Origin of the sequence: Citricoccus sp., from assembly GCF_032154715.1 — a bacterium.
Classification (GTDB): domain Bacteria; phylum Actinomycetota; class Actinomycetes; order Actinomycetales; family Micrococcaceae; genus Citricoccus.
In genome coordinates this window covers 1-24,955 of sequence record NZ_JALDXU010000002.1, presented here as the reverse complement: position 1 = coordinate 24,955, position 24,955 = coordinate 1, and the positions used below count along the sequence as shown (strand labels likewise).

General features: G+C 70.5%; 25 protein-coding genes. 17 read left to right on the top strand and 8 right to left on the bottom strand.

Annotated elements, in window-relative coordinates; translation table 11 throughout:
• Window positions 1-22 precede the first annotated feature (22 nt).
• The 3 genes from RUH65_RS00735 to RUH65_RS00725 all read right to left on the bottom strand — a co-directional run bounded on the left by RUH65_RS00735 (window position 23) and on the right by RUH65_RS00725 (window position 2,476).
• Window positions 23-562: a universal stress protein gene (locus tag RUH65_RS00735; protein WP_313815253.1), complete on the bottom strand. Its 540-nt coding sequence runs from the start codon at window positions 560-562 to the stop codon at window positions 23-25.
• A gap of 27 nt (window positions 563-589) precedes the next feature.
• Complete coding sequence (locus RUH65_RS00730) at window positions 590-1,429, bottom strand: SDR family NAD(P)-dependent oxidoreductase (RefSeq protein ID WP_313815252.1); 840 nt, start codon at window positions 1,427-1,429, stop codon at window positions 590-592.
• A gap of 180 nt (window positions 1,430-1,609) precedes the next feature.
• Window positions 1,610-2,476, bottom strand: a complete 867-nt coding sequence (locus RUH65_RS00725) for an MBL fold metallo-hydrolase (protein ID WP_313815251.1) — start codon at window positions 2,474-2,476, stop codon at window positions 1,610-1,612.
• Between the two features lie 11 nt (window positions 2,477-2,487).
• Between RUH65_RS00725 and RUH65_RS00720 the strand changes: the two genes are divergently transcribed.
• The 7 genes from RUH65_RS00720 to RUH65_RS00690 all read left to right on the top strand — a co-directional run bounded on the left by RUH65_RS00720 (window position 2,488) and on the right by RUH65_RS00690 (window position 11,213).
• Entirely contained in the window at window positions 2,488-3,597 is a 1,110-nt protein-coding gene (locus RUH65_RS00720; protein ID WP_313815250.1) for a glutathione S-transferase C-terminal domain-containing protein, read from the top strand.
• Between the two features lie 39 nt (window positions 3,598-3,636).
• Window positions 3,637-4,875, top strand: a complete 1,239-nt coding sequence (locus RUH65_RS00715) for an alpha-hydroxy acid oxidase (protein WP_313815249.1) — start codon at window positions 3,637-3,639, stop codon at window positions 4,873-4,875.
• A gap of 123 nt (window positions 4,876-4,998) precedes the next feature.
• Complete coding sequence (locus RUH65_RS00710; protein WP_313815248.1) at window positions 4,999-6,042, top strand: alcohol dehydrogenase catalytic domain-containing protein; 1,044 nt, start codon at window positions 4,999-5,001, stop codon at window positions 6,040-6,042.
• Between the two features lie 138 nt (window positions 6,043-6,180).
• Window positions 6,181-6,957 carry a 5-oxoprolinase subunit PxpA gene (locus RUH65_RS00705; RefSeq protein ID WP_313815247.1) on the top strand — a complete coding sequence of 259 codons (777 nt, stop codon included), beginning with the start codon at window positions 6,181-6,183 and terminating at the stop codon, window positions 6,955-6,957.
• Window positions 6,954-8,747, top strand: coding sequence for a carboxyltransferase domain-containing protein (locus tag RUH65_RS00700; protein ID WP_313815246.1), 1,794 nt, complete (start codon window positions 6,954-6,956; stop codon window positions 8,745-8,747). Before RUH65_RS00705 ends, RUH65_RS00700 begins: the two co-directional genes overlap by 4 nt.
• The gene (locus RUH65_RS00695; RefSeq protein ID WP_313815245.1) at window positions 8,744-10,522 is read left to right on the top strand and encodes a biotin carboxylase N-terminal domain-containing protein; all 1,779 of its coding nucleotides are present in this window, start codon (window positions 8,744-8,746) and stop codon (window positions 10,520-10,522) included. Before RUH65_RS00700 ends, RUH65_RS00695 begins: the two co-directional genes overlap by 4 nt.
• Window positions 10,515-11,213, top strand: coding sequence for a GntR family transcriptional regulator (locus RUH65_RS00690; protein ID WP_313815244.1), 699 nt, complete (start codon window positions 10,515-10,517; stop codon window positions 11,211-11,213). The genes RUH65_RS00695 and RUH65_RS00690 overlap by 8 nt, the downstream gene beginning before the upstream one ends.
• A gap of 6 nt (window positions 11,214-11,219) precedes the next feature.
• On the opposite strand, the gene RUH65_RS00685 is transcribed toward RUH65_RS00690, so the two are convergent.
• Together RUH65_RS00685 and RUH65_RS00680 are read right to left on the bottom strand one after the other, a co-directional pair.
• Window positions 11,220-12,008: a putative hydro-lyase gene (locus RUH65_RS00685; RefSeq protein ID WP_313815243.1), complete on the bottom strand. Its 789-nt coding sequence runs from the start codon at window positions 12,006-12,008 to the stop codon at window positions 11,220-11,222.
• A gap of 5 nt (window positions 12,009-12,013) precedes the next feature.
• Entirely contained in the window at window positions 12,014-13,255 is a 1,242-nt protein-coding gene (locus RUH65_RS00680; protein WP_313815324.1) for a divalent metal cation transporter, read from the bottom strand.
• Between the two features lie 155 nt (window positions 13,256-13,410).
• On the opposite strand from RUH65_RS00680, the gene RUH65_RS00675 reads away from it, so the two are divergent.
• Window positions 13,411-13,695, top strand: a complete 285-nt coding sequence (locus tag RUH65_RS00675; protein WP_313815241.1) for a Rho termination factor N-terminal domain-containing protein — start codon at window positions 13,411-13,413, stop codon at window positions 13,693-13,695.
• Here RUH65_RS00675 and RUH65_RS00670 read toward each other — a convergent pair.
• Complete coding sequence (locus RUH65_RS00670) at window positions 13,692-14,690, bottom strand: DNA topoisomerase IB (protein ID WP_313815240.1); 999 nt, start codon at window positions 14,688-14,690, stop codon at window positions 13,692-13,694. The two genes, RUH65_RS00675 and RUH65_RS00670, sit on opposite strands and share 4 nt — an antisense overlap.
• A gap of 1 nt (window position 14,691) precedes the next feature.
• Entirely contained in the window at window positions 14,692-15,705 is a 1,014-nt protein-coding gene (locus RUH65_RS00665; protein WP_313815239.1) for a Ku protein, read from the bottom strand.
• Window positions 15,706-15,749: 44 nt separating this feature from the next.
• Here RUH65_RS00665 and RUH65_RS00660 point away from each other — a divergent pair, with 44 nt between their 5' ends.
• Window positions 15,750-18,380 carry an ATP-dependent DNA ligase gene (locus tag RUH65_RS00660; protein ID WP_313815238.1) on the top strand — a complete coding sequence of 877 codons (2,631 nt, stop codon included), beginning with the start codon at window positions 15,750-15,752 and terminating at the stop codon, window positions 18,378-18,380.
• A complete protein-coding gene (locus RUH65_RS00655) occupies window positions 18,377-18,940 on the top strand; it encodes a DUF6328 family protein (RefSeq protein ID WP_313815236.1) in 564 nt (187 codons plus the stop codon). Before RUH65_RS00660 ends, RUH65_RS00655 begins: the two co-directional genes overlap by 4 nt.
• On the opposite strand, the gene RUH65_RS00650 is transcribed toward RUH65_RS00655, so the two are convergent.
• Window positions 18,930-20,309, bottom strand: coding sequence for an aspartate aminotransferase family protein (locus tag RUH65_RS00650; protein WP_313815235.1), 1,380 nt, complete (start codon window positions 20,307-20,309; stop codon window positions 18,930-18,932). The genes RUH65_RS00655 and RUH65_RS00650 overlap by 11 nt on opposite strands.
• 305 nt (window positions 20,310-20,614) lie before the next feature.
• Here RUH65_RS00650 and RUH65_RS00645 point away from each other — a divergent pair, with 305 nt between their 5' ends.
• The 7 genes from RUH65_RS00645 (at window position 20,615) to RUH65_RS00615 (ending at window position 24,930) form a co-directional block, all read left to right on the top strand.
• Window positions 20,615-21,103, top strand: coding sequence for a MarR family winged helix-turn-helix transcriptional regulator (locus tag RUH65_RS00645; protein WP_396179355.1), 489 nt, complete (start codon window positions 20,615-20,617; stop codon window positions 21,101-21,103).
• A gap of 422 nt (window positions 21,104-21,525) precedes the next feature.
• The gene (gene rpmB / locus RUH65_RS00640) at window positions 21,526-21,762 is read left to right on the top strand and encodes a 50S ribosomal protein L28 (RefSeq protein ID WP_115932101.1); all 237 of its coding nucleotides are present in this window, start codon (window positions 21,526-21,528) and stop codon (window positions 21,760-21,762) included.
• A 1-nt stretch (window position 21,763) separates the two neighbouring features.
• A complete protein-coding gene (gene rpmG, locus RUH65_RS00635; protein ID WP_159552753.1) occupies window positions 21,764-21,931 on the top strand; it encodes a 50S ribosomal protein L33 in 168 nt (55 codons plus the stop codon).
• Window positions 21,932-21,934: 3 nt separating this feature from the next.
• A complete protein-coding gene (gene rpsN, locus RUH65_RS00630; protein WP_115932099.1) occupies window positions 21,935-22,240 on the top strand; it encodes a 30S ribosomal protein S14 in 306 nt (101 codons plus the stop codon).
• A 429-nt stretch (window positions 22,241-22,669) separates the two neighbouring features.
• A complete protein-coding gene (locus RUH65_RS00625; protein ID WP_115932098.1) occupies window positions 22,670-22,954 on the top strand; it encodes an HU family DNA-binding protein in 285 nt (94 codons plus the stop codon).
• A gap of 201 nt (window positions 22,955-23,155) precedes the next feature.
• Window positions 23,156-23,938, top strand: a complete 783-nt coding sequence (locus RUH65_RS00620) for a hypothetical protein (RefSeq protein ID WP_313815231.1) — start codon at window positions 23,156-23,158, stop codon at window positions 23,936-23,938.
• A gap of 116 nt (window positions 23,939-24,054) precedes the next feature.
• Window positions 24,055-24,930, top strand: coding sequence for a copper resistance protein CopC (locus RUH65_RS00615; RefSeq protein ID WP_313815322.1), 876 nt, complete (start codon window positions 24,055-24,057; stop codon window positions 24,928-24,930).
• Window positions 24,931-24,955 lie beyond the last annotated feature (25 nt).

Here is a 24,955-nt window from a genome sequence, read left to right as displayed (position 1 = left end):
CCGGATCAGCCGGGCCGTCAGGTTAACGCCGAGGGCCGGTGTCGGTACTGGCCGAGTCAGTGACGTCCGTGGCATCGGAGTTGTCCGGGATTTCCTCCAGAGGCCGCGGCTCCGGGACGGCGGTGATGTCCTTGGACGGTGCATCGCGGACCACGCCGGAGGGCTTGGCGGGATTCTCCTTCACACAGAGCACGGGTTGGTCGAGCTCCTTGAGCAGCCCGTCCGAGACGGAACCCATGACGAAGCGGCCGAAGGTGCCGCGGCGCTTGAGGCCGATGACCACGACGGAGGGCTGGACCTCGTCCGCCACGTCTTTGAGCTCATCCACCGTCGAGCGGCCACGGGCGTACTGGCGGAACTCGGCGGACAGGCCGGTGGAGTCCAGGAGGCTCTGGAGTTCCAGCTGCTGGTCCTCGGTGACCATGGAGCCGTGCTGGTGCTCCCCGCCGGGACCCGCGTTGACCACCAGCAGGCCCTCATGGGTCAACCGGGCGATGCGGATGGCCTCCTCGAGTGCGGCCCTGGATTCCTTGCTGGCCGTGTAACCGACGAGAATGGTCATGGTCAGTCCTTCTCTCGTCGTCAGGGGCTAGGTGGCCTTGGGCTCGATCCGGCTGAACCGCTCCACCACGGCATCCGGGCTGAACCGGGCGGCCGTCATGAGGGAACGATACCGGCGGGAGGGGATGCACACACTCCGGCCCTCGGCGGCGGCGGTCAGGCCCTCGCGCACCACGTCCTCGGCGTCCATCCAGGCCCATTTGGGCCTCTTGGAGGTGTCGATGCCGGCCCGGGTGTGGAACTCGGTCCGCACCGGTCCCGGGCAGAGGGCCGTGATGGTGACTCCGTCCGGCTTGTACCGGGTGTTGGCCCATCGGCTGAAGCTGATGGACCAGGCCTTCGCGGCGCCGTAGCTGCCCTCGGGGAGGAAGCCGGCCACGGAGGAGACGTTGATGACCCGGCCGCCACCGCGGGCCAGGAAGGCCTGGATGGCGGCGTGGGAGAGCAGCATCGGTGCCTCGACGAGCAGCTTGAGCATGGCCAGTTCGTCTTCCGCCTCACTGGCGTGGAACTCGGTGGCCAGTCCGGAGCCGGCGTTGTTCACCAGCATGGTGATGGGCTGCTCGCGTTGGCGCAACCGCGCGGCCACCACCTCAACGCCCTCCGCGGTGGACAGGTCCGTGGTGAGGGTCTCCACGCTGATGCCGTACTGGGCCTCGAGACCTCGTGCCTTGGCGACCAGCTGGTGGGGGTTGCGGGAGGTGATCACGAGGTGGTGGCCCTGACCGGCGAGCTGGCGGGCGAATTCCGCACCCAGCCCGGCGGTGGCACCGGTGATCAGGATCGTCTGGCCGGTGCCCCGGGGTGAGGCGCCGACCGGGACGAACTCGTCCTGCTGGAGTGAGCGTTCATCGAGTTGTTCTGCCACGTGGTCCGCCTTGCTTCAGGACTGTCGTCCGACTGCCGAAAAGTACTCGGGAGGTGGGGGTGGAGGTGGTGGGCCCTCCGCATCCCATGATATTCGCGCACACGCCGTGAATGACGGCAGATCGGCGGCGCGGGAGATCACAGTCTGGACACTCTCGGCAGCGGCCGATGTCAGTCCTCGTCAGACCTCGGTCTCCAGGTAGGCCAACTGGGCGGACAGGGACTTGACGGCGGCGGGTCGCACCCGTTCGTCGATGTCCGGGTACACGGTGTGGGAGAGCAGCCGGGCGAGCTCGTCGATCGAGGACGTGTGCCGCTGCCCCTCCTCCAGGCCCGCCAGCGCCTGGCGTGCCTGATCCAGGCGCTGCCGCCGGTGGTTGCGGTAGATCGCCCCGACCTGCGCCATGGACGGCAGGACGGGACCGTGGGCCGGCAGCACCGTGGCGTCCCCGAGGGCGATGAGGGTCTCCAGCGAGTGGAGGTAGTCCGCGAGCGTGCCGTCCGGGTGGTCGATCACCGTCGTCCCCCGGCCCAGCACCGTGTCCCCGGTCAGCACCGAGCCGGCCGCGCCGTCGTCGGGCAGGGCGAAGGAGTAGGAATCCGCGGTGTGGCCGGGCGTGTGCCAGGCGGTGATCACGACGCCGGCCGCCGGGATCCGCTCGCCCGGCACCAGGGGTGCCCCGCCGCGCGCCCAGTCCGGGGAGCCGCCGCGCACCGGCGCCCCGGTGTGCGCGGCGAAGAGGTCCACGGCGCCGGTGTGGTCCCCGTGGTGATGGGTCACGAGGATCAGCTCGACCCGGCGGCCACCGGCGGCCTCGAGCACGGCCTCGAGGTGCTGCTCGGCACCCTCCGCGGGACCCGGGTCCACCAGGACCACGGTCTCGGCGTCAGGATCCCCGACCAGATAGGTGTTGGTGCCCTCCAGTGTCATGCCCGAGGGGTTGTCCGCCAGGACGGACGTCGTCAGGTGCGAGTCCGCCTGTGGTGCGGGCGCGGAGGCCGGCGACTGCTCCGGCAGAGGTGCTGGGAGGGGTGAGGTGGAGGCCATAGGCTCAGTGTATGGACCAGAACGAGAACCGACAGGGCAGCTACGTGATGGCCGGGCAGGAATTCACCCGGGACACCAATTACATCCAGGACCGGATCGTCGCTGACCCGGCCGCCGCACTGGCCGCTCCGCGGGTCGCCGGTGACCAGATCGGCCGGGCGCGGGGCGGGCTGACGGACGGCGCAGAGGCCTGGCCGGTGGAACCCGGCCGCTACCGTCTGGTGGCCGCCCGGGCCTGTCCCTGGGCCAACCGCACCATCATCGTGCGCCGGCTCCTGGGCCTGGAGGACGTCCTCTCCCTCGGCACCCCGGGCCCCACCCATGATGAGCGGTCCTGGACCTTCGATCTGGATCCCGGCGGCAAGGACCCCGTCCTGGGCACCGAGCGCCTCCAGGAGAATTACTACCGGCGCTTCCCCGGTTACCCTCGCGGCATCACCGTCCCGGCGATCGTGGACATCCCCACGGGCGCCGTGGTGACCAACGACTACCCGCAGATGACCCTCGACTTCTCCACCCAGTGGAAGGAACACCACCGTGAGGGCGCACCGGACCTGGTGCCGAAGGAGCAGCTGCCGGAAATGCGCGAGGTGGTCACCCGCATCTTCACCGAGGTCAACAACGGCGTGTACCGCTGCGGCTTCGCCGGTTCCCAGGACGCCTACGACTCCGCCTATGAGCGTCTCTGGACGGCCATGGACTGGCTCGAGGAGCGGCTGAGGGACCGACGGTACCTGATGGGGGACACCATCACCGAGGCCGACGTGCGGCTCTTCACCACCCTGGCCCGCTTCGACCCCGTCTACCACGGTCACTTCAAGTGCAACCGCAACAAACTGGACGAGATGCCGGCGCTGTGGGGGTACGCCCGGGACCTGTTCCAGACGCCCGGCTTCGGGGACACGATCGACTTCACGCAGATCAAGAGCCACTACTACGAGGTGCACCGGGACATCAACCCGACCGGGATCGTGCCGCGGGGCCCCGATCTGGGCGGCTGGCTCACCGAGCACGGGCGCGAGGAGCTCGGCGGCTCGCCCTTCGGGCAGGGGACCGCCCCGGGGCCGGTGCGCGAGTCCGAGCGGGTGGCCGACGGCCACAATCCCCTCTACCCGGCCTGAGTAACCGGCCTGAGTACCCAGCCTGAACGGAAGGACCTGATGAGACGGCAGTTCCCCCGGATCTCCGAGTTGCGGCCCTTGATGCAGTTCGGCCGCCCCGGACTGGACCGCCGGGCCGCCCGGCTGGCCCGCGCCGCGGACATCGACGATCTGCGGACCATCGCGCAGCGGCGCACCCCGCGCCCGGCCTTCGACTACGTGGACGGTGCTGCCGGTCAGGAGCTGACGGCCCGGCGCACGCGGGAGGCCTTCGCCGCCACGGAACTGCTGCCGCGGATCCTGCACGGCACCGCCGCGGCGGACCTGAGCACGCCCATCGCCGGAGCCACCTCGGCGCTGCCCTTCGGCATCGCCCCCACGGGCTTCACCCGGTTCATGCACGCTGAGGGTGAGGACGCGGCCGCGGCGGCCGCCGCGGGGATCCCTTTTACGCTCTCCACCATGGGCACCCGCTCACTGGAGCAGGTCGCCGAGGTGAGCGACGCCGTCGGGACCCGACTGCACGGAACCCCGGGCACCCGGTGGTTCCAGCTGTACCTCTGGAAGGACCGGCAGCGGTCGCTGGACCTGATCGAGCGCGCGACGGCGGCCGGTTTCGGAACGCTGCTGGTCACGGTGGACACCCCGGTGGCGGGGAACCGGCTGCGGGACGTGCGCAACGGCATGACCATCCCGCCCCGGCTGAGCCTCAAGACGGTGCTGGATGCCAGCCACCGGCCCGAGTGGTGGTTCAACTTCCTGACCACCGACCCGCTGTCCTTCGCCTCGCTCAGCACCTCGGCGCAGGACCTGCCCGCGATCATCAGCAGCATGTTCGACCCCACCCTGTCCATCCAGGACCTGGAGTGGATCCGCAGCGTGTGGCCCGGCCGGCTGTTCGTCAAGGGCGTGCTGACCGCGGAGGACACCCGGCGCTCGCTGGACGCCGGAGCCGATGGGCTCGTGGTCTCCAATCACGGCGGCCGCCAGCTTGACCGGGCTCCCGTGTCCCTCAAGGCCTTGTCCGAGGTGCGCGCCGAGGCCGGACCGGACGTGGAGATCATCCTGGACTCCGGCATCCTCACCGGATCGGACATCGTGGCGGCACTGGCACTGGGGGCGGACTTCACCCTCATCGGCCGGGCCTACCTGTACGGCCTCATGGCCGGCGGGCGGCAGGGCGTAGAACGGGCCATCGAGCTGCTCGCCGAGGAGACCCGGGTGGCGATGATGCTCATGGGAGCGGCATCGGTGGCGGACCTGCGGCGCGAGGGCAGGGCCCGCGCCCCCTGGCTCTGACGGGCACGGCCTCCACGGCTGGTATCGCGGAGTGAGAGGAACCCTTGCGCCGTGCTGTCGGCGGCGTGTAGGACTCGGATAGTGGTCACCGGACCATGCCAAGCCCGCTTTCCAGGAGGACCCGTGCGTGCCGTCGTGTTTGAGAACTACCAGACCTTCCCCGAGCTCAAGGACGTGGAGAAGCCGGTTCCCGGTCCCGGCGAGGTCCTGCTCAAGGTGGCCGGAGCCGGAGCCTGTCACTCCGACGTGGCGATCTTCCAGGACTTCACCGAGGGAGCCCCGGGCGCCGTTCCCCCGGCTTTCACCCTGGGCCACGAGAACTCCGGCTGGATCGAGGAACTCGGCCCTGGCGTGGACGGCCTGAACAAGGGAGACGCCTACCTCGTCTACGGGCCCATCGGGTGCCAGCACTGCCGGGCGTGCTCGCGCGGCCAGGACACCTACTGCGAGAACGCGGCCACGATGCCATACCTGGGCGTCGGCCTGGGGCGCGACGGCGGCATGGCCGAGTACGTGCGCGTACCCGCCCGCAACCTGGTCCCGTTGGGGGACGCCGATCCTGTCGCGGCCGCCTCCCTCTCCGACGCCGCGCTGACTCCGTACCACGCGATCAAGCTGGCTCTGCCGCACCTCAACGGTGGCGGCAAGTACGCCCTGGTCATCGGCCTGGGGGGCCTCGGTCTGCTCGGCGTGCAGATCCTCAAGGCCCTCACGGGTGCCACCATCATCGCCACGGACATGAAGCCGGAGGCCATGGCCGAGGCGGAGAAGCTGGGGGCTGTCACCGTGCCGGGTGGCGAGGGCCAGGTCGAGCGCATCCGCGAGCTCACCGGGGGCAAGGGCGTGGACGCCGCGTTCGATTTCGTGGGCGTCGGGCCGACCGTGAGGACCGCGATGGGCTCCACGGCACGTCAGGGCCGCTGCACGATCGTCGGGATCGCCGGAGGCTCCTATGACTGGTCCTTCTTCACGGCCCCCTACGAGGTGGAGCTGACCAGCACCTACTGGGGCACCATCGAGGAGCTCTACGAGGTGGTCGACCTGTTCAAGGCCGGGCAGGTGAAGCCGATGTACACGACCTACCCCATGGACCGGGCCCTCGAGGCCTACCGGGCCCTGGTGGACGGGAAGGTCTCCGGCCGCGCCGTCGTCGTGCCGCATTCCTGAGGACGGCCCCGGCGTTCACTGACGAGTTCACGGCGCCGATCGGTGGATCCTGAGCTGCCCCACAGGGTCGGATTGTTGAACAATCGGTGGCTGTGGGGCATGCTGGGGTGACCATGAAGAGAGACGGAGGTCACCACCGTGAACGCACAGGGCAGCACAGCACAGATCGACCTGAACAGTGACGTCGGCGAGTCCTTCGGCTCGTACACCCTGGGCGACGACGCCGCGATCTTCCGCTCGGTGTCCTCCGCGAACGTCGCCTGTGGCTTCCACGGCGGCGACCCGTCGGTCATAGCGCAGACCTGCCGGGATGCCGCGGCGGCGGGGATCACGGTCGGCGCGCATGTGGCCTACCGGGATCTGGCCGGCTTCGGCCGCCGGTTCCTGGACTGCTCGCCCACTGAACTGGCCGACGACGTCCTGTACCAGATCGGTGCCCTGGAGGCGATGGCCCGTGCGGCCGGGGCCGCCGTCCGGTACGTCAAGCCCCACGGCGCCCTGTACAACACGATCGTCCACCACACGGTGCATGCCCGCGCCGTGGTGGACGCCGTCAAGGCCTACGATCCCGAGCTGCCGCTCCTCCTGCTGCCCGGGGCGGTGGCCGCCGAGATGGCCTCGGCCGAGGGGATGCGCGTGGTGACGGAGGCTTTCGCCGACCGGGCCTACACCCCGGAGGGGACCCTGGTCTCCCGCCGTGAGCCCGGCGCCGTCCTCCAGGACGAGCAGCTGATCACCGAACGCATGGTCCGGCTCGCCACCGAGGGAACACTGACCGCGGTGGACGGCACGGAGATCCGGGTGGAGGCGGCCAGCATCTGCGTCCACAGTGACACCCCCGGGGCGGTGGCCATGGCGGCCGCCGTCCGGGCCGGCCTCGAGGGGGCCGGGGTGCGGATCGGTTCCTTCGCGTGAGCGGAACCGCACCCGGCACCCACCGCGCGGTGGCAGACGCAACCCCGCGCGGTGTCCGCTGGTCCGGCACCCGGGCCTTCCTCCTCGAATGCGGGTCCCTGGCCGACGTGGTGGCGATGCGCGCCCGTCTCGCCTCCGATCCCTTGCCAGGCCAGGTCGAGGTCTTGGCCGCCGCCGAGACCCTGGCGCTGTCCTTCTCCCATCGCGGGGCGGCCCTGTCTGCCGTGGAGGTCCTGCGCACGTGGGGCCCGGTGGAGGGTGATCTGCAGGCGGGCGGTCTGGTGGAGATCGAGGTCGTCTACGACGGCGAGGACCTGGACGAGGTCGGCAACCTGACCGGCCTGGGCCGGGACGGACTCATCTGCTGGCACACCGGGACCGACTGGATCGGAGCCTTCGGCGGCTTCGCTCCCGGATTCACCTACCTGGTGCCGGCGGACGGGCCGGCGGACCAGCCGGCGGCCAGCCGAGCGGACCACCTGGTCGACCACCCAGCGGATGGCCGCGTCCTGGACATCCCCCGCCGCGACAGCCCCCGCACCACGGTCCCGGCCGGTTCGGTGGCCCTGGCCGGACGCTTCTCCGCCGTCTACCCCCGGTCCTCCCCGGGCGGCTGGCAACTGATCGGCCGCACCAACGCCATCCTGTGGGACCTGGACCGTCCGGCGCCCGCGCTGGTGGCCCCGGGGGACCGCGTCCGCTACCGGGCGGTCCGGGAGCAGGCGCGCATCGGACCGGCGGGAAACAGTGACCCCGGTACGACGCCGGCCGGCACCGCGGCGACCGGCACCGGCCCAGCGGTGGTCATCGAACACCCCGGGCTGCAGTCGCTCATCCAAGACCAGGGCCGTCCGGGACAGGGCGACCTCGGGGTCTCCGCCGCCGGTGCCGCAGACGCAGACTCGGCCCGACAGGCGAACCGAGTCGTGGGCAACGCCCCGGGAGCGGCCGTGATCGAGACGCTGCTCGGCGGACTGCGGTTGCGCGCACGCGGACACCAGGTCCTGGCGCTGACCGGTGCCGAGACCCCGGCGGTCATCACGGCCGTCGCAGGCGGGCTGCCGTCCGACCGGGCCGTGGCCCATCGGGCGCCCTTCGCCCTCTATGACGGAGAGACCCTCGAGATCGGCGAGCCCACGGCCGGGCTGCGCACCTACGTGGCCGTGCGCGGAGGACTGGAGGCCGACGTCGTGCTCGGCAGCCGCTCGACGGACTCCCTGTCCGGGCTCGGGCCCGCACCGCTGGTCGCCGGCACCGAGGTCCCGGCGGGCGCGGGCCCGCGCTATGCCGCCGTCGGGAACGCTGAAGCGCCGTTGCGCCCGATGCCGCGGGCCGAGGCGACGACCGTGTTGCGGGTGGTCCCCGGACCCCGCGACGACTGGTTCGGCCCGGCAGGGCTGGACCGGCTGGCCGGCCAGGACTGGCTCGTGACGGACCAATCCAACCGCATCGGCGTGCGGCTCGCCGTGTCCGAGGGCGGGACGGCGCAGGCCGGCAAACCCCTGGAACGGAGGCGGGATGGCGAATTGGCCAGCGAGGGAGCCGTGACCGGTGCGCTGCAGGTGCCACCGTCCGGGCTGCCCGTGCTGTTCCTGGCCGATCACCCCGTCACCGGCGGCTACCCCGTGATCGGGGTCGTGCTCCCGGAGGACCTGACCCTGGCCGCGCAGCTGCCCCCCGGGGCGCACGTCCGGTTCGTGCTGACCACCCCGACCCAGGCCGCCCCGCCCCAGACCACCCCGCCCGCGACCGTCTCCTCGGAGACCGTCCCCGAGAGGATTGATCCATGAGCCCACACGCAACCCTGACCAAGGTCCTGATCGCCAACCGCGGGGAGATCGCCGTGCGCGTGGCCCGCGCCTGCACGGATGCCGGCCTCACCTCCGTGGCCGTGTACTCGGATCCGGATGCGGACGCGCTGCACGTGCACCTCGCTGACGAGGCCTATGCGCTGGAGGGCACCTCTGCCGCGGACACCTACCTGGACATCGGCAGGCTGCTGGAGATCGCCCGGCGCTCCGGGGCCGACGCCGTGCACCCGGGCTACGGCTTCCTGTCCGAGAACGCGGACTTCGCCGAGGCCGTGATGGAGGCCGGGTTGACCTGGATCGGTCCGTCCCCGGCGGCGATCCGTGCTCTCGGGGACAAGGTCTCGGCCCGGAGGATCGCCGTGGCCGCCGGGGCACCCCTGGTCCCGGGAACCGATGGGCCGGCAGAGGACGCCGCCCAGGTGCGGGCCTTCGCCGAGGAGCACGGCCTGCCCGTGGCCATCAAGGCCGCCTTCGGTGGTGGGGGCCGCGGTCTGAAGATCGTGCGCCGGATGGAGGAGGTGGAGTCCGCCTTCGACTCCGCCGTGCGGGAGGCCGTGGCGGCCTTCGGTCGCGGCGAGTGCTTCGTGGAACGGTTTCTGGAGAAGCCGCGGCACGTGGAGGCGCAGGTGCTGGCGGACACCCATGGCACCGTGGTGGTGGCCGGTACCCGGGACTGCTCCCTGCAACGCAGGAACCAGAAGCTCGTGGAGGAGGCCCCGGCCCCGTTCCTGACTACGGAGCAGCTCGAGCGCATCCATGCCTCCGCGAAGGCCATCTGCCGCGAGGCCGGGTACACCGGCGCCGGGACCGTCGAGTACCTGGTGGCCCCGGACGGACTGATCTCCTTCCTCGAGGTCAACACCCGCCTCCAGGTGGAGCACCCCGTCACCGAGGCGACCACCGGCGTGGACCTGGTCCGTGAACAGTTCCGGATCGCCGCGGGGGAGCGGCTCTCTCTGAGCGAGGACCCGGCCCCGCGCGGCCATGCCCTCGAGTTCCGGCTCAACGCCGAGGACCCGGCCCTGGGCTTTTTGCCCTGCCCGGGAACGGTCGAGGCCTTCGAGGCGCCCACCGGTGCAGGGATCCGCGTGGACACCGGAGTGCGCTCGGGATCCACCGTTCCGGCCGAGTACGACTCGCTGCTGGCCAAGCTCATCGTCTGGGGGGAGGACCGCCAGCAGGCCCTCCGGCGGGCGCGGACGGCTCTGCGCGAACTGGCCGTCCGTGGCCTGCCGACGGTGGTCCCGTTCCACCAGGCCGTTCTGGACCACCCGGATTTCACCTCGCAGGACAGTCTCGGCGTCCACACGACCTGGATCGAGTCCACCTTCGCCGCCGAGCTGGAGGCCTCGCCCTATCTGGCCGCCGCCGCCCCCGGAGCCGAACGCACCGAGATGACCGTGACCGTGGACGGCAAGGCCGTCAGCCTCGGCCTGCCCGCCGAACTGGTGCGTGCCCTGCGCAGTGGCGGCAACAGCAGCGGCAACGGTGACGCCACGGGGACCGACGGCGGGCCGGGACCCGCCCCCTCAGGGGAACGGGCCGGCGTCGTCCCCGCCCCGATGAACGGCACCGTGGTGACGTGGCTCGTGGAGGACGGGGCCGAGGTGGCCGCCGGGGAGGATCTGGTGGTGCTGGAGGCGATGAAGATGGAGACGGCCGTGCCCGCGCCGGCGGCCGGTGTCTTCGCCCGTGCCGGACTCACGCCGGGTGATCCGGTGGAACGTGGGCAGGAGCTGGGTCGCCTTGACTGAGCCGTCAGCCCCAGCCCCAGCCCCAGCCCCGGCACCCACGGCGCGGGCCGCGCACGCGCACACGGGGGCGTGGGCCGCGCACCTCCTGCGGGCCAGGATCTCCCGCGGTGAGTTGTTGCCCGGGGCCAAGCTGGCGGAGCAGGCCCTCGCCACCGAGCTGGCCGTCTCCCGGAACACCCTGCGCGAGGCCTTCGGGACGCTCGCGGAGGAGCTGATCGTCGAACGCGTGCCCAACCGCGGGGTCTTCGTGGCCAAGCCGGATGCGGAGGACATCCGCGAGATCTATCGGATCCGCCGGATGATCGAGCCGGCCGCCCTGCTCTGGGGAGAGCTGACCGCTCCGGCGCTGGCCGAGCTGGACGAGATCGTCGGGCGCGCGCTCGACGCGCTCGCGGCCGGTGACGTCCCCGGCATGGCGGACGCGAATCAGCAGCTGCACGGGGTGATCGTGGCGATGGCCGGCTCGCCGACCCTGTCCACGGTCATGGACCGGACGCTGGCCCGGATGCGGCTGGTGTTCTACCGGATGTCCGATGCCCCCGATTTCCATTCGGGGTACGCCGAGCACAACCGTGACCTGGTCCGGATGCTGCGGGACGGCCGCCGCGAGGAGGCAGCCGCCGCCCTGCGGACGTATCTGGACACCGCCGAGGCAGAACTGTTGGGCCACCTGGACCGCTGGGGGCGCTGACCCGGGTCAGGGCACCAGGTAGTCGGAGTCCCGCGCATCGGTGATGAGCATGTGGCCGGGCGCGTGGCCGATCGCCAGCGGGGGCCGCGACTCCATGACGGCCGCCTGCGGGGTCACCCCGCAGGCCCAGAAGACCGGGATATGCCCGGCCGGGATCTGAACAGGATCGCCGAAGTCCGGCCGGGACAGGTCCGTGATCCCGAGTTCGTGCGGCGACCCCACGTGCACGGGTGCCCCATGGACCGCGGGATAGCGGGAGGTGATCCGGACGGCGTCGGCCACCTGGGACGCCGGGACCGGCCGCATCGAGACGACCAGGGGCCCGGCCAGGTTCCCGGCCGGGGCGCACCGGGTCGAGGTGCGGTACATCGGCACGTTCACCCCCTGCTGTTGGTGGGCCACCGGCACGCCGCCGGCCACCAGTGCCGCCTCGAAGGTGAAGGAGCAGCCGACGATGAACGTCACGAGGTCGTCCCGCCACCAGTCGGTGATCTCGGTGGGTTCCGCCACCGGCACCCCGTCCTCGTAGACCACGTACCGCGGGACGTCCGTGCGGATGTCACCGCCGGCCAGCAGGCCCGAGGTGACCTGGCCGGCGTCGAGCACGCCGAGCAGGGGCATGGGCTTGGGATTGCGCTGGGCGAACAGCAGCAGGTCGAAGGCGTGGGACGCCGGAACGATGATCAGGTTGGCCTGGGCATACCCGGCGGAGATGCCCGACGTCGGCCGCACCAGCCCGGCGCGGAAGCGCGCCCGGGCCTCGGCGGGGGAGAGGGTGGACAGGTTCTCGCTCATGCGGTTCAGGCCCCGGTCAGCAGGTCGATGGCGGGGGCGAAGGAGTAGACGGCGAGGAACACGGTCACCAGCCAGGCCATCACCCCGATGACGATGAGCCAGACGGGGTAGCGGTAGCCGCCCAGCAGGTCCCGGCGGCGCAGGGCGACCCACAGCAGCACGGCGAAGCCGATGGGCAGGATGAGGCCGTTGAACGCCCCCGCGAACACCAGCAGGGTCTGGGGCGCCTGGCCCAGGAAGGCGTAGATCACGGCGCAGACGGCGATGAAGGCCACGGTGAGCAGGTTGCGGCGGCGGGGGCTGCCGTCCGTCCTGGTGATGAAGGAGACCGAGGTGTAGGAGGCGCCGATCACCGAGGTCACCGAGGCGGCCCACAGGATCACGCCGAACATCCGCAGCCCGATCTCGCCGGCGGCGTGCTGGAAGGCCTCAGCCGCCTGGTTGTCACTCGTCAGGGCCACGCCGCCGGCCACCACACCGAGGATCGCCAGGAACAGCAGCACCCGCATGACGCCGGTGACGATGATGCCGAGGACGGAGGTGCGGGTGATCTCCTTCACGGCGCCCGGGCCGCGGATGCCCGAATCGATCATGCGGTGAGCACCGGCGTAGGTGATGTAGCCGCCCACGGTGCCGCCCACCAGGGTGGTGATGACCAGGATGTCCACGGTCTCCGGCATGACCGTGTTCTTCAGGGCCTCGCCGACGGGTGGCGCGGCGACGACGGCCACGTAGAGCATGAGCAGGATCATCACGGCACCGAGCATCACGACGATCCGGTCCAGGGCCATGCCGGCCCGCTTGGACAGGAAGATCAGGATGGCGACCACCGCGGAGACCAGGCCGCCGATCTTCGGGTCCACGCCGAGCATGGCATTGGCGCCCAGGCCGGTTCCGGCGATGTTGCCGATGTTGAAGACCAGACCACCCGCGAAGACCAGGACCGCGAGCACCCAGCCGATGCCCGGCAGGACCTTGTTGCCGAGTTCCTGGGCGCGCAGTCCGGAGATGCCGATGATGCGCCAGACGTTCAGCTGGACGGCGATGTCCACGAGGATCGAGATCAGGATGGCGAAGGCGAAGGCAGCGCCGAGCTGGACGGTGAACGTGGTGGTCTGGGTGATGAAGCCCGGACCGATGGCGCTGGTCGCCATGAGGAACAGGGCACCGAGCAGGGCCGTGCGTTGGGCGTTCCTCGGCCGCCGTTTCCGCGCGGTGGGGGCGTTCGCGAGGGCGGGGTCCTGCATGGGTTCCTTCATGTGGTCCTTCCAGGGGGCGCGTGATGCCGGTCACCGATCGAATCTGTGGGAACACTACAGGTTGTTCAACAATCATGGCAATGCATTGTTCAACAATCAGCGAGCTGTTGAAACGGACCGCTCGCCGGGAGCAGACTGGCCGCATGGCCAAGAAGAATGCATCCAAGGAATCCGACGCCCCGCAGATCAAGGACGAGGAGATGTACGAATCCCTCCGCGAGGACGGGGCCAGCAAGGAGAAGGCGGCCCGGATCTCGAATGCCGCCGCCCGGGACAGCCGGTCCGAGGTGGGTGAGCGCGGCGGCGAGTCCGGCTCCTATGACGACTGGACCGTCGAGGAGCTGAAGGACCGCGCCAAGGAACTCGACCTCTCCGGCTACTCCGATCTCCGCAAAGACGAGCTGATCGAGAAGCTGCGCAACCACTAGTCACCGCCGGTGAGCAGTTGCAGCAGCGCCCGGTCCGGCTGACGGTCCAGGTCCATTACCCGTCCGCGCTCGAACAGGTCCACCACCCGGGGGTCCACGTAGGACTCCCGGGCGACGGTGGGCGTGTTGTGGAGCAGTTCGGCCGCGGCCTGCACGGCGATCTTGACCGCCTCCGGGCCGCTCACTCCGGCCCGGTGGGACCGGGCCAGGGATCGCGCCGCCGCCACGGTCCCCTGCCACGTGCGGAAGTCCTTGGCGGTGAACTCCAGCCCGGCCAGGTCCTTGAGGTAGTCATTCACCTCCGCCGCCGTCACGCCCTTCCACTGGCGGCGCCGGCCGGCTCTGACGGGGTACGCCACCGCCGGCGCGGTGCGCGGGGTGGCTGGGATGCCGTCAAAGAAGTCCGCCAGGTCCGGGTCCTTGACCGTCACGTCCCACGCACTGCCGGACTTGCCGCGGAACACCAGGTGCACGTGGGGAACATGGACGTCCACATGCCGGCGCTGCAGGGTGGTGGCCCCGAAGGCCTCCAGCTGTCCCGTGTGTTCGGAGCCGCCGATCCGCAAGGCTGTCCGGTCCATCAGCCGCACGGCGGCCGCCAGCGTCCGACGCCGGCCCGCCGCGTCCCCGTTCGCGCCGGCCGCAGCGGCAGGGCGAAGGTCCCGGGTCACCTGGCGGCGGAGCGCGGGCAGGGCCTCGGCGAAGGACAGCGCCCGCTCGTACTTCTCGGCATCGCGCCGGGCACGCCACTGGGGATGGTAGAGGTACTGGGTCCGGCCGGCGTCGTCCACCCCGGTGGCCTGGATGTGCGCCTGGGGATCCGCGGCCAACCAGACGTCCGTCCACGCGGGCGGGACGGCCAGGGCCCGGAGGCGTTCGAGGGTGGCGGCGTTGGTGATCCGGTGCCCGTTGGCACCACGGTAACTGAACCCCGTGCCCGCCCGGCGCCGGGTGTAGCCCCCGGTGCCCGGCGTCGACCTCCGCAGCCGGGCCATCTCAGGCGCTCTTGCGGCGGCGGGAGCCGGACTTCTCTTCGGACGTCGCGCTGGACTTCGTCGGCTTCTTGCCGGCCGAGCCGGACTTCTTCGCACCTGTCTTCCGGCCTCCGGACGTCTTCGAACTCGACGCCTTCGAGTCGGGCTTCTCCGTTCCCGACGCCTTGGTCCCGGACGTGGATCGGGACTTCTTCGCTGCGGTCTTGCGGCCACCCCGCTTCTTGTCCAGGGAGGCCTTCAGGGCCTGCATCAGGTCGATGACCTCGGCGTCCTCGCCGGTGTCCCCGCCGTCCGACTCGTCCGGACGCTCGCCGAACGTGGCCTCGGTGTCCAGGGCCTCGCCCTGCTCGAGCTTCGCGTCGATGAGCTGGCGCAACTCGACCTGATAGGAGTCCACGAAGTCCTCCGGCGTGAAGTCGGAGGCGAACTGGTCCACCAGCGCCGACGCCAGCTTCTTCTCCTTGGCGCCGATCTTGGCGCGGGACCGGACGGCGGGAAAGTCCACCTCGCGGACCTCATCGGCCCAGTGCATGGACTGCAGCACCAGGATCCGGTCCTGGACCCGCAGCACCCCCAGGCGGGTCTTCTGCCGCAGGGAGAACGTCACCACGGCGGTGCGGTCGGTGTCCTCCAGGGCCTGCCGCAGCAACAGATAGGACTTGGGGGACTTGCCCTGGGGTTCCAGGAAGTAGCTCTTGCCGAGCGTGAGGGGATCGATCTGGTCCGAGGGGACGAACTGCACCACCTCGATCTCGTCGTTCTGGGTCTCCGGCAGGGACTCGAAGTCCTCGTCCGTCAGCACCACCGTCTGCTCGCCGTCCTCATAGGCCTTGTCGATGTGTTCGTAGTCGATCTTCTTCCCGCACACCTCGCATCGCCGCTGGTAGCGGATCCGCCCGCCATCGGCATCGTGGACCTGGTGCAGGGCGACATCATGTCTCTTCGTCGCCGAATACGCCTTGACAGGGACGTTCACCAGTCCGAAGGTAATAGATCCAGACCAAACGGCTCGCATGGAGGCCAGCCTAGGCCCCGATCGACCGTTGCGGGAGGGTTCACATGGCACGATCCGCGCGGCAGACCTACACCGTCGGTGAACACCAGCTCTCCGTCTCCAGCCTCGACAAGGTGCTCTACCCGGCCACCGGCACCACCAAGGCCGAGATCATGCAGTACTTCCTCGCGGTGGCGGACGTGCTCATACCGCAGGTGGCCCATCGCCCGGTCACCCGCAAGCGGTGGGTGGACGGCGTGGGGACGGCGGAGCAGCCCGGACAGGTGTTCTTCCGCAAGGACCTGGAGGACTCGGCGCCGTCCTGGATCCCGACCGGCAGGATCGAGCACTCCGATCACACCAACACCTATCCGCTGGCCAACGAGCCGGCCGTGCTGGCCTGGTTCGCCCAGGTCGCCGCCCTGGAACTGCACACCCCCCAGTGGCGCTTCGGGCGGAACGGACAGCCTCGCAATCCGGACCGCCTGGTGCTGGACCTGGATCCGGGGGAGGGGGTGGGCCTGGCCGACTGTGCCGAGGTGGCGCGCTGGTGCCGGGACATCCTCGCGGACATGGGCATGGAGTCCTTCCCCGTGACCTCGGGATCCAAGGGAATCCACCTCTACGCCGCTCTGGACGGCCAGCACAACGCGGACGCCATCAGCGCCGTGGCCCACGAGCTGGCTCGGGCGCTCGAGGCCGATCACCCGGACGAGGTCATCTCGAGCATGCGCAAGGCCAGCCGCGCCGGCAAGGTGTTCGTGGACTGGAGCCAGAACTACCGGTCCAAGACCACCGTGGCTCCCTACTCGCTGCGGGGGCGGGACCGGCCCCGGGTGGCCGCGCCGCGCAGCTGGGCGGAATTGGACGACCCAGACCTCAAGCACCTGGAGCTCGGGGAGGTGCTGGAGCGGGTCGCCGACGGCCAGGACCCCCTGGCTCCCCTCGGCTGGGTGCCGGACGGCACAGACGCCCGCAGCGCAGGCACCGGCGCCGCGATCGACCGCCTGGCGAAGTACCGGTCCATGCGGGATGCGACCAAGACGGCCGAGCCGGTGCCGGAGGAGGCGCCGGCGGAGCGGCAGCTCGGGAAAGACGAGCGGCCGACCTTCGTCATCCAGGAACACCACGCCCGGCGCCTGCACTGGGACTTCCGGCTCGAGCACTCCGGGGTGCTCGTGTCCTGGGCGGTGCCCAAGGGGCCACCCCTGGACACCGAGACCAACCGGCTGGCCGTCCAGACCGAGGACCACCCCCTGGAGTACGGCACCTTCGAGGGCACCATCGCGAAGGGCGAGTATGGCGCCGGGGAGGTCACCATCTGGGACGCCGGGACCATCGAGATCGAGAAGTGGCGGGAGGGCAAGGAGGTCATCGCGGTGCTGTCCGGGCGGCCGGACGGCGGCCTCGGCGGGGTGCAGCGGCGCTACGCCCTCATCAACGCCCTCGGCATGGGCGGGGAGGACAACTGGCTGCTCCACCTCATGCAGGACCAGCCGGAGGCGAACCCCACACCACCCGCATCGGAGGCCACCGGGGAACCTGCGGGGAAACCTGCTGCGAAACCAGCCAGGAAACCCGCGGAGGAGGCCACCGGGAAACCTGCGGCGAAAGGTTCAGAGGACTCCGCTTTCACGGTGGCAGACCTGCCCGCTCCGATGCTGGCTACCGCCGGTCAGCCCTCCGACCTCACGGCGGACGAGGACTGGTCCTACGAGATGAAGTGGGACGGCTACCGCCTCCTGGCCGGGGTGTCGCCCGGACAGGTCGTCCTGGCCAGCCGCAACGGCAAGGATCTGACGGCCGACTACCCCTCCCTGCAGGAACTCACCGAGCTGCTCACCGGACCGGCGGAGGAGTACGGCGGGGCGGTACTCGACGGGGAGGTGGTGGCCCTGGACGGCCAGGGCCGGCCGGACTTCGGACTGCTCCAGGAGGTCAGCGGCCGCACCAGCCGGGGAATGCGGCGTCAGGACCGGTCCAGCCGGACCGGACGGACCCGTCAGACCGACGGGGCCACCGTCGATGCGGAGGACATCGAACTGCGGTATCTGGTGTTCGACGTCCTCCAGTTGGGGCCGCCGGGCGGCTCGGGACGGCACATCCGTTCCCTCTTACGCACCCCCTACGGTGAGCGTCGAGAGATCCTGGAGGCCGGCGTCGGCAACGGAGACGTGGTGTCCGTGCCTCCGGGATACCGCGGGACGCTCGCCCGGGCCCAGCGGGCCAGCCGCGATCTCGGGCTCGAGGGCGTGGTCGCCAAGAGGACGGACTCGCTGTACCTGCCGGGGCGGCGCGGCTCCGCCTGGATCAAGCTGAAGCTGCAACAGCACCAGGAGGTCGTGGTCATCGGGGCCCGGGAGGGCAGGGGAGGACGGTCGGGCGGGATCGGCTCCCTGCTGGTGGCCGTCCCGGACGAGGAGGGTGAGCTGCGCTACGCCGGGCGCGTGGGGACCGGATTCTCGGCGACCCAGCTGGCAGAGGCCGAGTCCCGGTTGCGGCGCCTGCACCGCAAGACCCCGCCGGTGCCGGACGTGCCCGCCGGGGACCGGTCCGACGCCTGGTGGGTCACCCCGTCCCTGGTGGGTGAGGTGTCGCTGGCCGGCCGGACCCGTTCCGGCCGGGTCCGCCAGGCCTCGTGGCGTGGCTGGCGCGAGGACAAGTCCCCTGACGAGGTGCGCTGGGAGATTCCGTGAGCCGCGCGGAACTCGGCCCCGAGCCAGCCGGAGAGAGGGAATCCCCGGCGCAGGCCGATGAGAACGGCTCCCCGGAGACGGCCTTCCGGCATGAGACGCCGGGGGAGAAGCTGGACCGCAACTGGAGTGACCTGCTCCAGGAGTTGCGGGTGATGCAGACCGGGACGCAGATCGTCACGGCGTTCCTGATGACGCTGCCGTTCCAGGCCCGGTTCGCGGAGGTCGCCAGCCACCTCCAGGGGTGGTACCTGGCGCTGCTCGTGACGGCGGTGCTGTTGACCGTCCTGATGCTGCTGCCCGTGGTGATCCACCGGCGCTTCTTCGGCCGGCTCGTCAAGAACCGCACCGTGGCGCTCGGGGACCGCGTGGTGCGGATCTGCCTGGCCGGGATGGGGCTGTTGCTGGCCGGCTGCGTGGCGTTCATCGCCCACGTCCTGGTGGCCACGGACGTGGCCTGGTGGATCACCGGTGCCACCGCCCTCGTGATCGCGGTGCTGATGGGGGTACTGCCGCCGCTGCTGCGCCCCGGCCCGTCGGCCGGTCGCCGGATCAGCCGGTGACGTACCGGTCGGTGACGGCCAGCGCCTGGTCCAGGATGTCCAGTCCGTGGCGCACCACCTCGTCCGGGGCATTCAGCGGAGGCGCCACGTGGATGCGGTTCATGTTCTGGAACGGCAGAAGACCGAGCTTCTTGCACTCGGCCACGAGCTCATTCATCTCGGGCGAGGAACCGCCATAGGTAGCCATGGGCTCCTTGGTCTCCCGATTCTTCACCAGCTCCACGGCCCAGAAGGCGCCGAGACCGCGGACGTCTCCCACGCAGGGGTGCGCCTCGAAGATCTCCCGCAGGCGCGGTCCGATGATCTCCTCACCCAGCCGTGCCGCGTTGGCCACCATGCCCTCGTCCTGCATCGCGGTCAACGTGGCCACAGCCGCGGCACAGGCCAGCGGGTGGCCGGAGTACGTCAGTCCGCCGGGGTAGGGGGTCTCGGCGAAGGTCTCGTAGACCGCGTCCGAGAGGGCGACCCCGCCGAGTGGCACGTAACCGGAATTCACGCCCTTGGCGAAGGTCAGCAGGTCCGGCTCCACGCCCCAGTGGTTGACCGCGAACCACTGGCCGGTGCGGCCGAAGCCCACCATGACCTCGTCCGCGATGAAGAGGATGCCGTACGTGCGTGTCAGCTCCCGCACGCCTTGCAGGTACCCCGCCGGAGGCACATAGATCCCCGCCGTGCCGGGGACGGACTCCAGGATCACCGCCGCGATCGACTGCGGCCCCTCCAGCAGGATGGTCTGCTCCAGGTGCGCCAGGGCGCGCTCGGACTCCTCCTGCTCGGTGGCCGCGTTGAAGTAGCTGCGGTACGGATAGGAGGGCATGAAATGCGCGACGCCGGCCGTCGCCGTGTCGACGGGATTCCGCCGGGGATCGGCGGTCAGGGCGAAGGCCAGGTCCGTGCCCCCGTGGTACGCGCGGTAGGCGGACAGCACCTTGGGCCGGCCCGTGTGGACCCGGGCCATCCGGACGGCGTGCTCCACGGCGTCCGCCCCGGCGTTCGTGAAGAACACATGGTTCAGGTCCCCGGGTGCCAGGTCCGCCACGAGCCGGGCCGCCTCGGACCGGGCGGCGTTGACGTGGGCAGGGTTGATGGTGGCGATGTCCGCGGCCTGCTCCTGGATGGCGGCCACGACCTTCGGATGGGAGTGGCCGATGTTCGTGTTGATCAGTTGGCAGGAGAAGTCGATGAGCTGGTGGCCCTGCCCGTCCCAGATGTACGGGCCCTCGGTCTTGACGACCGTCATCGGCGTGATGGTCCGCTGGGCGCTCCACGAGTGGAACACGTGCTCGCGGTCGAGGTCGTAGGCCTTGCGGCCGGCGGCCAGCAGGTCCTCACTGATGGACGGGTCAGGGGTCACGGGCAGAATGGTCATCGACTCTCCTGGTACTGGCCGGCGGGCGTGGTGGGGTGTCCATCGTGACGTGTCAGGGAACACTCCCGTCCACCAGCATGCCTGATGTACCGCGACGGCGGGCCTGCGCGGACGAATGCGAACACGTGCGAACCAGCGCGGACCATGGCGAACCAAGTCGAACCAGGATGTTCACGTGGCGTGATGCGTGCCGGGCACGGCCGGCGGAATGGCACCATGGCACCATGGACTCCGTGAGAGATTCTGTTCAGGCGGACCCGGGCGCGGACTCCTCCGCGGAGACCGGCCTTGACGGCGTCCGCTGGCTGTCCGCCGCGGAGCGCCGGGCCTGGCTGACCCTCGTGGCCACCCACATGCAGCTCATGCCCACGCTGGAGGCCGACCTTCAGGTGGAGGGCACCGTCAGCTTCTTCGAGTACCAGGTGCTGGCCATGCTCTCCGAGAGCGCCGAGGCGTTGCCGATGAGCGAGCTGGCCGCCCGCACGAACTCCTCCCTGTCACGGCTGTCCCATGTGGCCCGCAAGCTCGAGGGTCGTGGCCTCATGCGACGTAACCCCTCGAGCGAGGACGCCCGCGTCACCATGGCCGTCATCACGGAGGGAGGGATGGCTGAGATCGTCCGGCTGGCCCCCCACCACGTGGCCAGCGTGCGCGCGCGGTTGCTGGACAGCCTGGATGACCGCGATCTGGCCGACCTCGGTCGGATCGGCTCCAAAATTCTCGCGCACCTGGACCCGGACCACTGGGTCTTCCGGGATCCAGCCCTGGCGAATGACCAGCCCCGACCTGCCTGACCGGCCCCCGGTGCGCCCGTCTGGTCTCACCCTGGCTGACCGGCGCCCGCCCGGCTGACCAGCGCCGCTCCTCCGGTTTGAACGATGCGGGACTGTGCCCTAAGATGGAACGGCGTTAAGCCGCGTTGAGTTGTGGTGTGCCCCTGTTCGGCAGGGGTCGCCAGGACATCGGAAAACAACGTGCTTCCCGTAACCGGATCTCCGGCCAGCCTTCACCGGCGCCGGCTGGGGACTCACCGTCTTCCCCCGCGATATAGGGCACTTCGGTTGGATCTCACCCAGCCTGGTTACCCCTTCGGAAAGTCGCAGTAAGAGCGCGGTGTCACAACTGGTGGCGGGACTCGTGGAGCGCCCGGTTCGTCCGGAGGCTTCACAACGGGTTCCGCCCGTTCTTTTACTACTACTTGCAACGAGGAGTGATCATGGCAGCAAACTGCCAGGTAACCGGGGCTGGGCCAGGTTTCGGCCACAGCATTTCCCACTCGCACCGTCGCACCAAGCGCCGGTTCGACCCGAACATCCAGAAGAAGACCTACTGGGTTCCGTCCCTGCGCCGCAACGTGACGCTGACCCTGTCCGCCAAGGGCATCAAGACCATTGACGTGCGCGGTATCGACGCCGTCATCGCCGACCTGCTCGCCAAGGGAGTGAAGCTCTGACATGGCCAAGGACAAGGACGTACGTCCCATCATCAAGCTGAAGTCCACCGCCGGCACCGGGTACACCTACGTGACCCGCAAGAACCGCCGCAACACCCCGGACCGCATCGTGCTCAAGAAGTACGATCCGGTCGCACGCCAGCACGTCGAATTTCGAGAGGAGCGCTGAGGCATGGCTAAGAAGTCCATGATTGCCAAGAACGAGCAGCGTAAGGTCATCGTTGCCCGCTATGCCGAGAAGCGCCTGGAGCTGAAGAAGACCCTGGTCGACCCGAACGCTTCTGACGAAGCGCGCGAGGCCGCCCGCGTGGGCCTGCAGAAGCTGCCCCGCAACGCCTCGCCGGTCCGCGTCCGCAACCGCGATGCCATCGACGGCCGCCCGCGCGGTACCTTCCAGAAGTTCGGCATCTCCCGTGTCCGTTTCCGTGACATGGCCCACCGTGGCGAGCTGCCGGGCATCACCAAGTCGTCCTGGTGACGTCTACCCGGTGACAACCCGCCGGCCGCTGGCCCGGTGACGGTGCCTCCCGGCGCCAAACACACCATCCGAAGGGGTGGCAGACCGTTGGGTCTCCCACCCCTTCGGCCGTTCTCCGTCCCTGGTGCCGGCAACCCTCTAGATGGCCTTTCGGGGCGCACCTCCTGACCGGCCGCGACCACCGCCCGGCAGGCCTGGGCCACCGTGGCCTGGCCCCCTGGGTCGAAGGGCTCTCTCCCCTGCGGAGAGGGCCCGTTGCCGCTAGGAGGGCCCCCGAAGGCGGAAATTTGTGGAAATTCGCCCAGAATCCGCGTGTTTGCAGGCTTCCACGGCGTGTTTCCGCGCTGTCGGGTGGTAGCTTTCGAAGCACGTGCCCGGATCTGACCGGTTCGGGCCAACGGAAACCACCATCGAAGTCCAGGAGGACACATGGCTATGAACCGCAGTGAACTTGTCGCCGCCGCCGCCGAGAAGACCGGCAACTCCCAGGCCGCCGTGAACGGCGTGCTGGATGCCGTCTTCGAGATCTTCTCCGCCCAGGTCTCCAAGGGCGAGAAGGTCACCATCCCCGGCTGGCTCGCCGTCGAGCGCACCGATCGCGCCGCCCGCACCGGCCGCAACCCGCAGACCGGTGAGACCATCCAGATCCCGGCCGGCCACTCGGTCAAGATCTCCGCTGGCTCCAAGCTGAAGGCTGCTGCCACCGGCAAGTGATCCAGAACGGCCCCGGCCAGGGCCCCCACAGGTCCGGCCACCCGGCCATCGACGAAGGCGCTCCACTCGGTGGGGCGCCTTCGTCGGTTAACACCTTGGCGCCCCGGGCCCTCGTCCGCCCGGTCTCGCAGTTTTCTACAGCCGGTAGAATCTTCGTAGCATAGAGGACGGTCCAAGCGCTCGACGCCCGGGAGGTGCACGGTGGACACAGACCCTGCTCGGTACCCGGCGCCCCGCGCCACCCCGGTGCGCGGCCACGCCCGCCTACTGCGCGGCTGGGCGGCCGCCGTCGTCGCCACCCTCTGGGCCGCAGGATCCCACACCGTTGCGTCCGTTTCCACGCGCTCGGCTGATCTGCCCGCGCACGGCAATCTTCCAGCTCACCTGCACGACGCCGGTCCGGCACCGATCGTCTGGATCCTCACCCTCGCGCTGGCCGGCCCCCTCTGCACCGCGCTGGCCGGGCGCCGGCTGTCCTGGTGGCGCCTGGCCTCCGGGGTGGGCGCCAGCCAATTGCTCTTCCACTGGCTCTACTCCATCGCCGCCGTGCCCGCCGATGCCGGCGCACTCAGCAGGCTTAGGGCGGCGGCGGGCCATGCAGGACAAGTAGGCCATCCGGGGTCCGCAGACCAGGCCCACCAGTCCGGCGATCTCGGCGCCGGCTCCCTGGTCGGTGTGCCCAGCCCCGCTGTCGCCGACGACGCCCTCACTACGCTCTCCGCCGCGATGGTGCTCGCCCACGTGCTGCCCGCCGTCGGGACCGTCCTGGTCCTGCGCCGCGGGGAACTGCTCGCGGCGCGGGTGGGGGCACTCGCCGTCGGGCTCGTCCTGCGGTCCCCGGGCGCTCGGCTGGCCCGGTGGGTCCCAGACGTGCCCGTCCGCCGGGTGGCCGTCCGCGCTGTCCGGGTGGCGCGACGTCCGGATGAGGTGCTGCTGGCGTCACAGCGTCTGCGCGGTCCGCCGGAGTTCGCCCTGGCCGCCTGATCCTCCCCTGATCCTCCGCCAGGCAAGCCCCACCCTCCACCCGACAGACCCCTGCCCAGTGCCGTTCACGGCGCGGGCTGTGAAGGACACCATGACCACGCACAGAACAACCACTCCTGCACGAACCCCGCACTCCCGGCGCGCCCGCGGCATGGGGGCTGGCACGGCGGCCCACCGCCGCGCTCCTCATCCTGGCCACCGCCTCCCCGGCGGCGGCACACGATCAGCTGCTGTCCGCCACCCCGGCTGCCGGCACCGCCGTCCTCGAGACCCCGGCCGAGATCGGCCTGGAATTCTCCGGCAACCTGACCACCGGCCAGGGCATTCAGAACCTCGTGACGGTCACGGACGAGGACGGCCACCAGTGGCAGGACGGCGAAGCCGAGGTCACTGGCCCGAGTCTCACCGCCGCTTTGTGCGAGGGCCTGCCCAACGGCGAATACACGGTGGACTACCGCGTCGTGTATTCCGACGGCCACTCCGAGGAAAAAGGCTACGAGTTCACGCTGGAGGACCCGGCCGCACCCGAATCGGCAGCCCCGGAGGACTGTGGGGTGCCGAACCCGGACGCGCCGGTCTCCTCGGACGCCTCCCCGGGTGAGGACGGCACGGGCGCCGATGGCGCCGGGACCGCCACCGATGGCGCCGGCTCCCCGGCCGAGGATGGCGGCACCGCCGCCACGGATCCCGCGACTACGGCGGCAACCGCCGAACCCGGCACCGCGGCCACCGACCCGGCGTCCGGCGAGGCCACGGCCGAGAACAGCCAGGCACCCGCCGGACCTGTCGCCGGCTGGGTCTGGCCGGTGGCCATCGGCGGCGTCCTCGTCGTCGTGGTCGCCATGCTGATGGTGTTCCGCAAGGCCAGGGCCATCGACGCCGGCTCCCCGAGCCGTGGGGACGGCGCCGGCAACGCCGACGGAACCAACGGCGACGACGGTACCGACGGTACCGACGGAGGGCCGAGCGGTACGGGAACCAGCGGCCGCTGACCTGTCACGGCGCCGCTGGACGGCA

Excerpts from the sequence above, each read along its gene's own strand:
- RUH65_RS00735 (WP_313815253.1), bottom strand. The coding sequence starts at position 562 with ATGACCATTCTCGTCGGTTACACGGCCAGCAAGGAATCCAGGGCCGCA.
- RUH65_RS00725 (WP_313815251.1), bottom strand. The coding sequence starts at position 2,476 with ATGGCCTCCACCTCACCCCTCCCAGCACCTCTGCCGGAGCAGTCGCCG.
- RUH65_RS00720 (WP_313815250.1), top strand. The coding sequence starts at position 2,488 with ATGGACCAGAACGAGAACCGACAGGGCAGCTACGTGATGGCCGGGCAG.
- RUH65_RS00715 (WP_313815249.1), top strand. The coding sequence starts at position 3,637 with ATGAGACGGCAGTTCCCCCGGATCTCCGAGTTGCGGCCCTTGATGCAG.
- RUH65_RS00695 (WP_313815245.1), top strand. The coding sequence starts at position 8,744 with ATGAGCCCACACGCAACCCTGACCAAGGTCCTGATCGCCAACCGCGGG.
- RUH65_RS00685 (WP_313815243.1), bottom strand. The coding sequence starts at position 12,008 with ATGAGCGAGAACCTGTCCACCCTCTCCCCCGCCGAGGCCCGGGCGCGC.
- RUH65_RS00680 (WP_313815324.1), bottom strand. The coding sequence starts at position 13,255 with ATGCAGGACCCCGCCCTCGCGAACGCCCCCACCGCGCGGAAACGGCGG.
- RUH65_RS00675 (WP_313815241.1), top strand. The coding sequence starts at position 13,411 with ATGGCCAAGAAGAATGCATCCAAGGAATCCGACGCCCCGCAGATCAAG.
- RUH65_RS00670 (WP_313815240.1), bottom strand. The coding sequence starts at position 14,690 with ATGGCCCGGCTGCGGAGGTCGACGCCGGGCACCGGGGGCTACACCCGG.
- RUH65_RS00665 (WP_313815239.1), bottom strand. The coding sequence starts at position 15,705 with ATGCGAGCCGTTTGGTCTGGATCTATTACCTTCGGACTGGTGAACGTC.
- RUH65_RS00660 (WP_313815238.1), top strand. The coding sequence starts at position 15,750 with ATGGCACGATCCGCGCGGCAGACCTACACCGTCGGTGAACACCAGCTC.
- RUH65_RS00650 (WP_313815235.1), bottom strand. The coding sequence starts at position 20,309 with ATGACCATTCTGCCCGTGACCCCTGACCCGTCCATCAGTGAGGACCTG.
- rpmB (WP_115932101.1), top strand. The coding sequence starts at position 21,526 with ATGGCAGCAAACTGCCAGGTAACCGGGGCTGGGCCAGGTTTCGGCCAC.
- rpmG (WP_159552753.1), top strand. The coding sequence starts at position 21,764 with ATGGCCAAGGACAAGGACGTACGTCCCATCATCAAGCTGAAGTCCACC.
- rpsN (WP_115932099.1), top strand. The coding sequence starts at position 21,935 with ATGGCTAAGAAGTCCATGATTGCCAAGAACGAGCAGCGTAAGGTCATC.
- RUH65_RS00625 (WP_115932098.1), top strand. The coding sequence starts at position 22,670 with ATGGCTATGAACCGCAGTGAACTTGTCGCCGCCGCCGCCGAGAAGACC.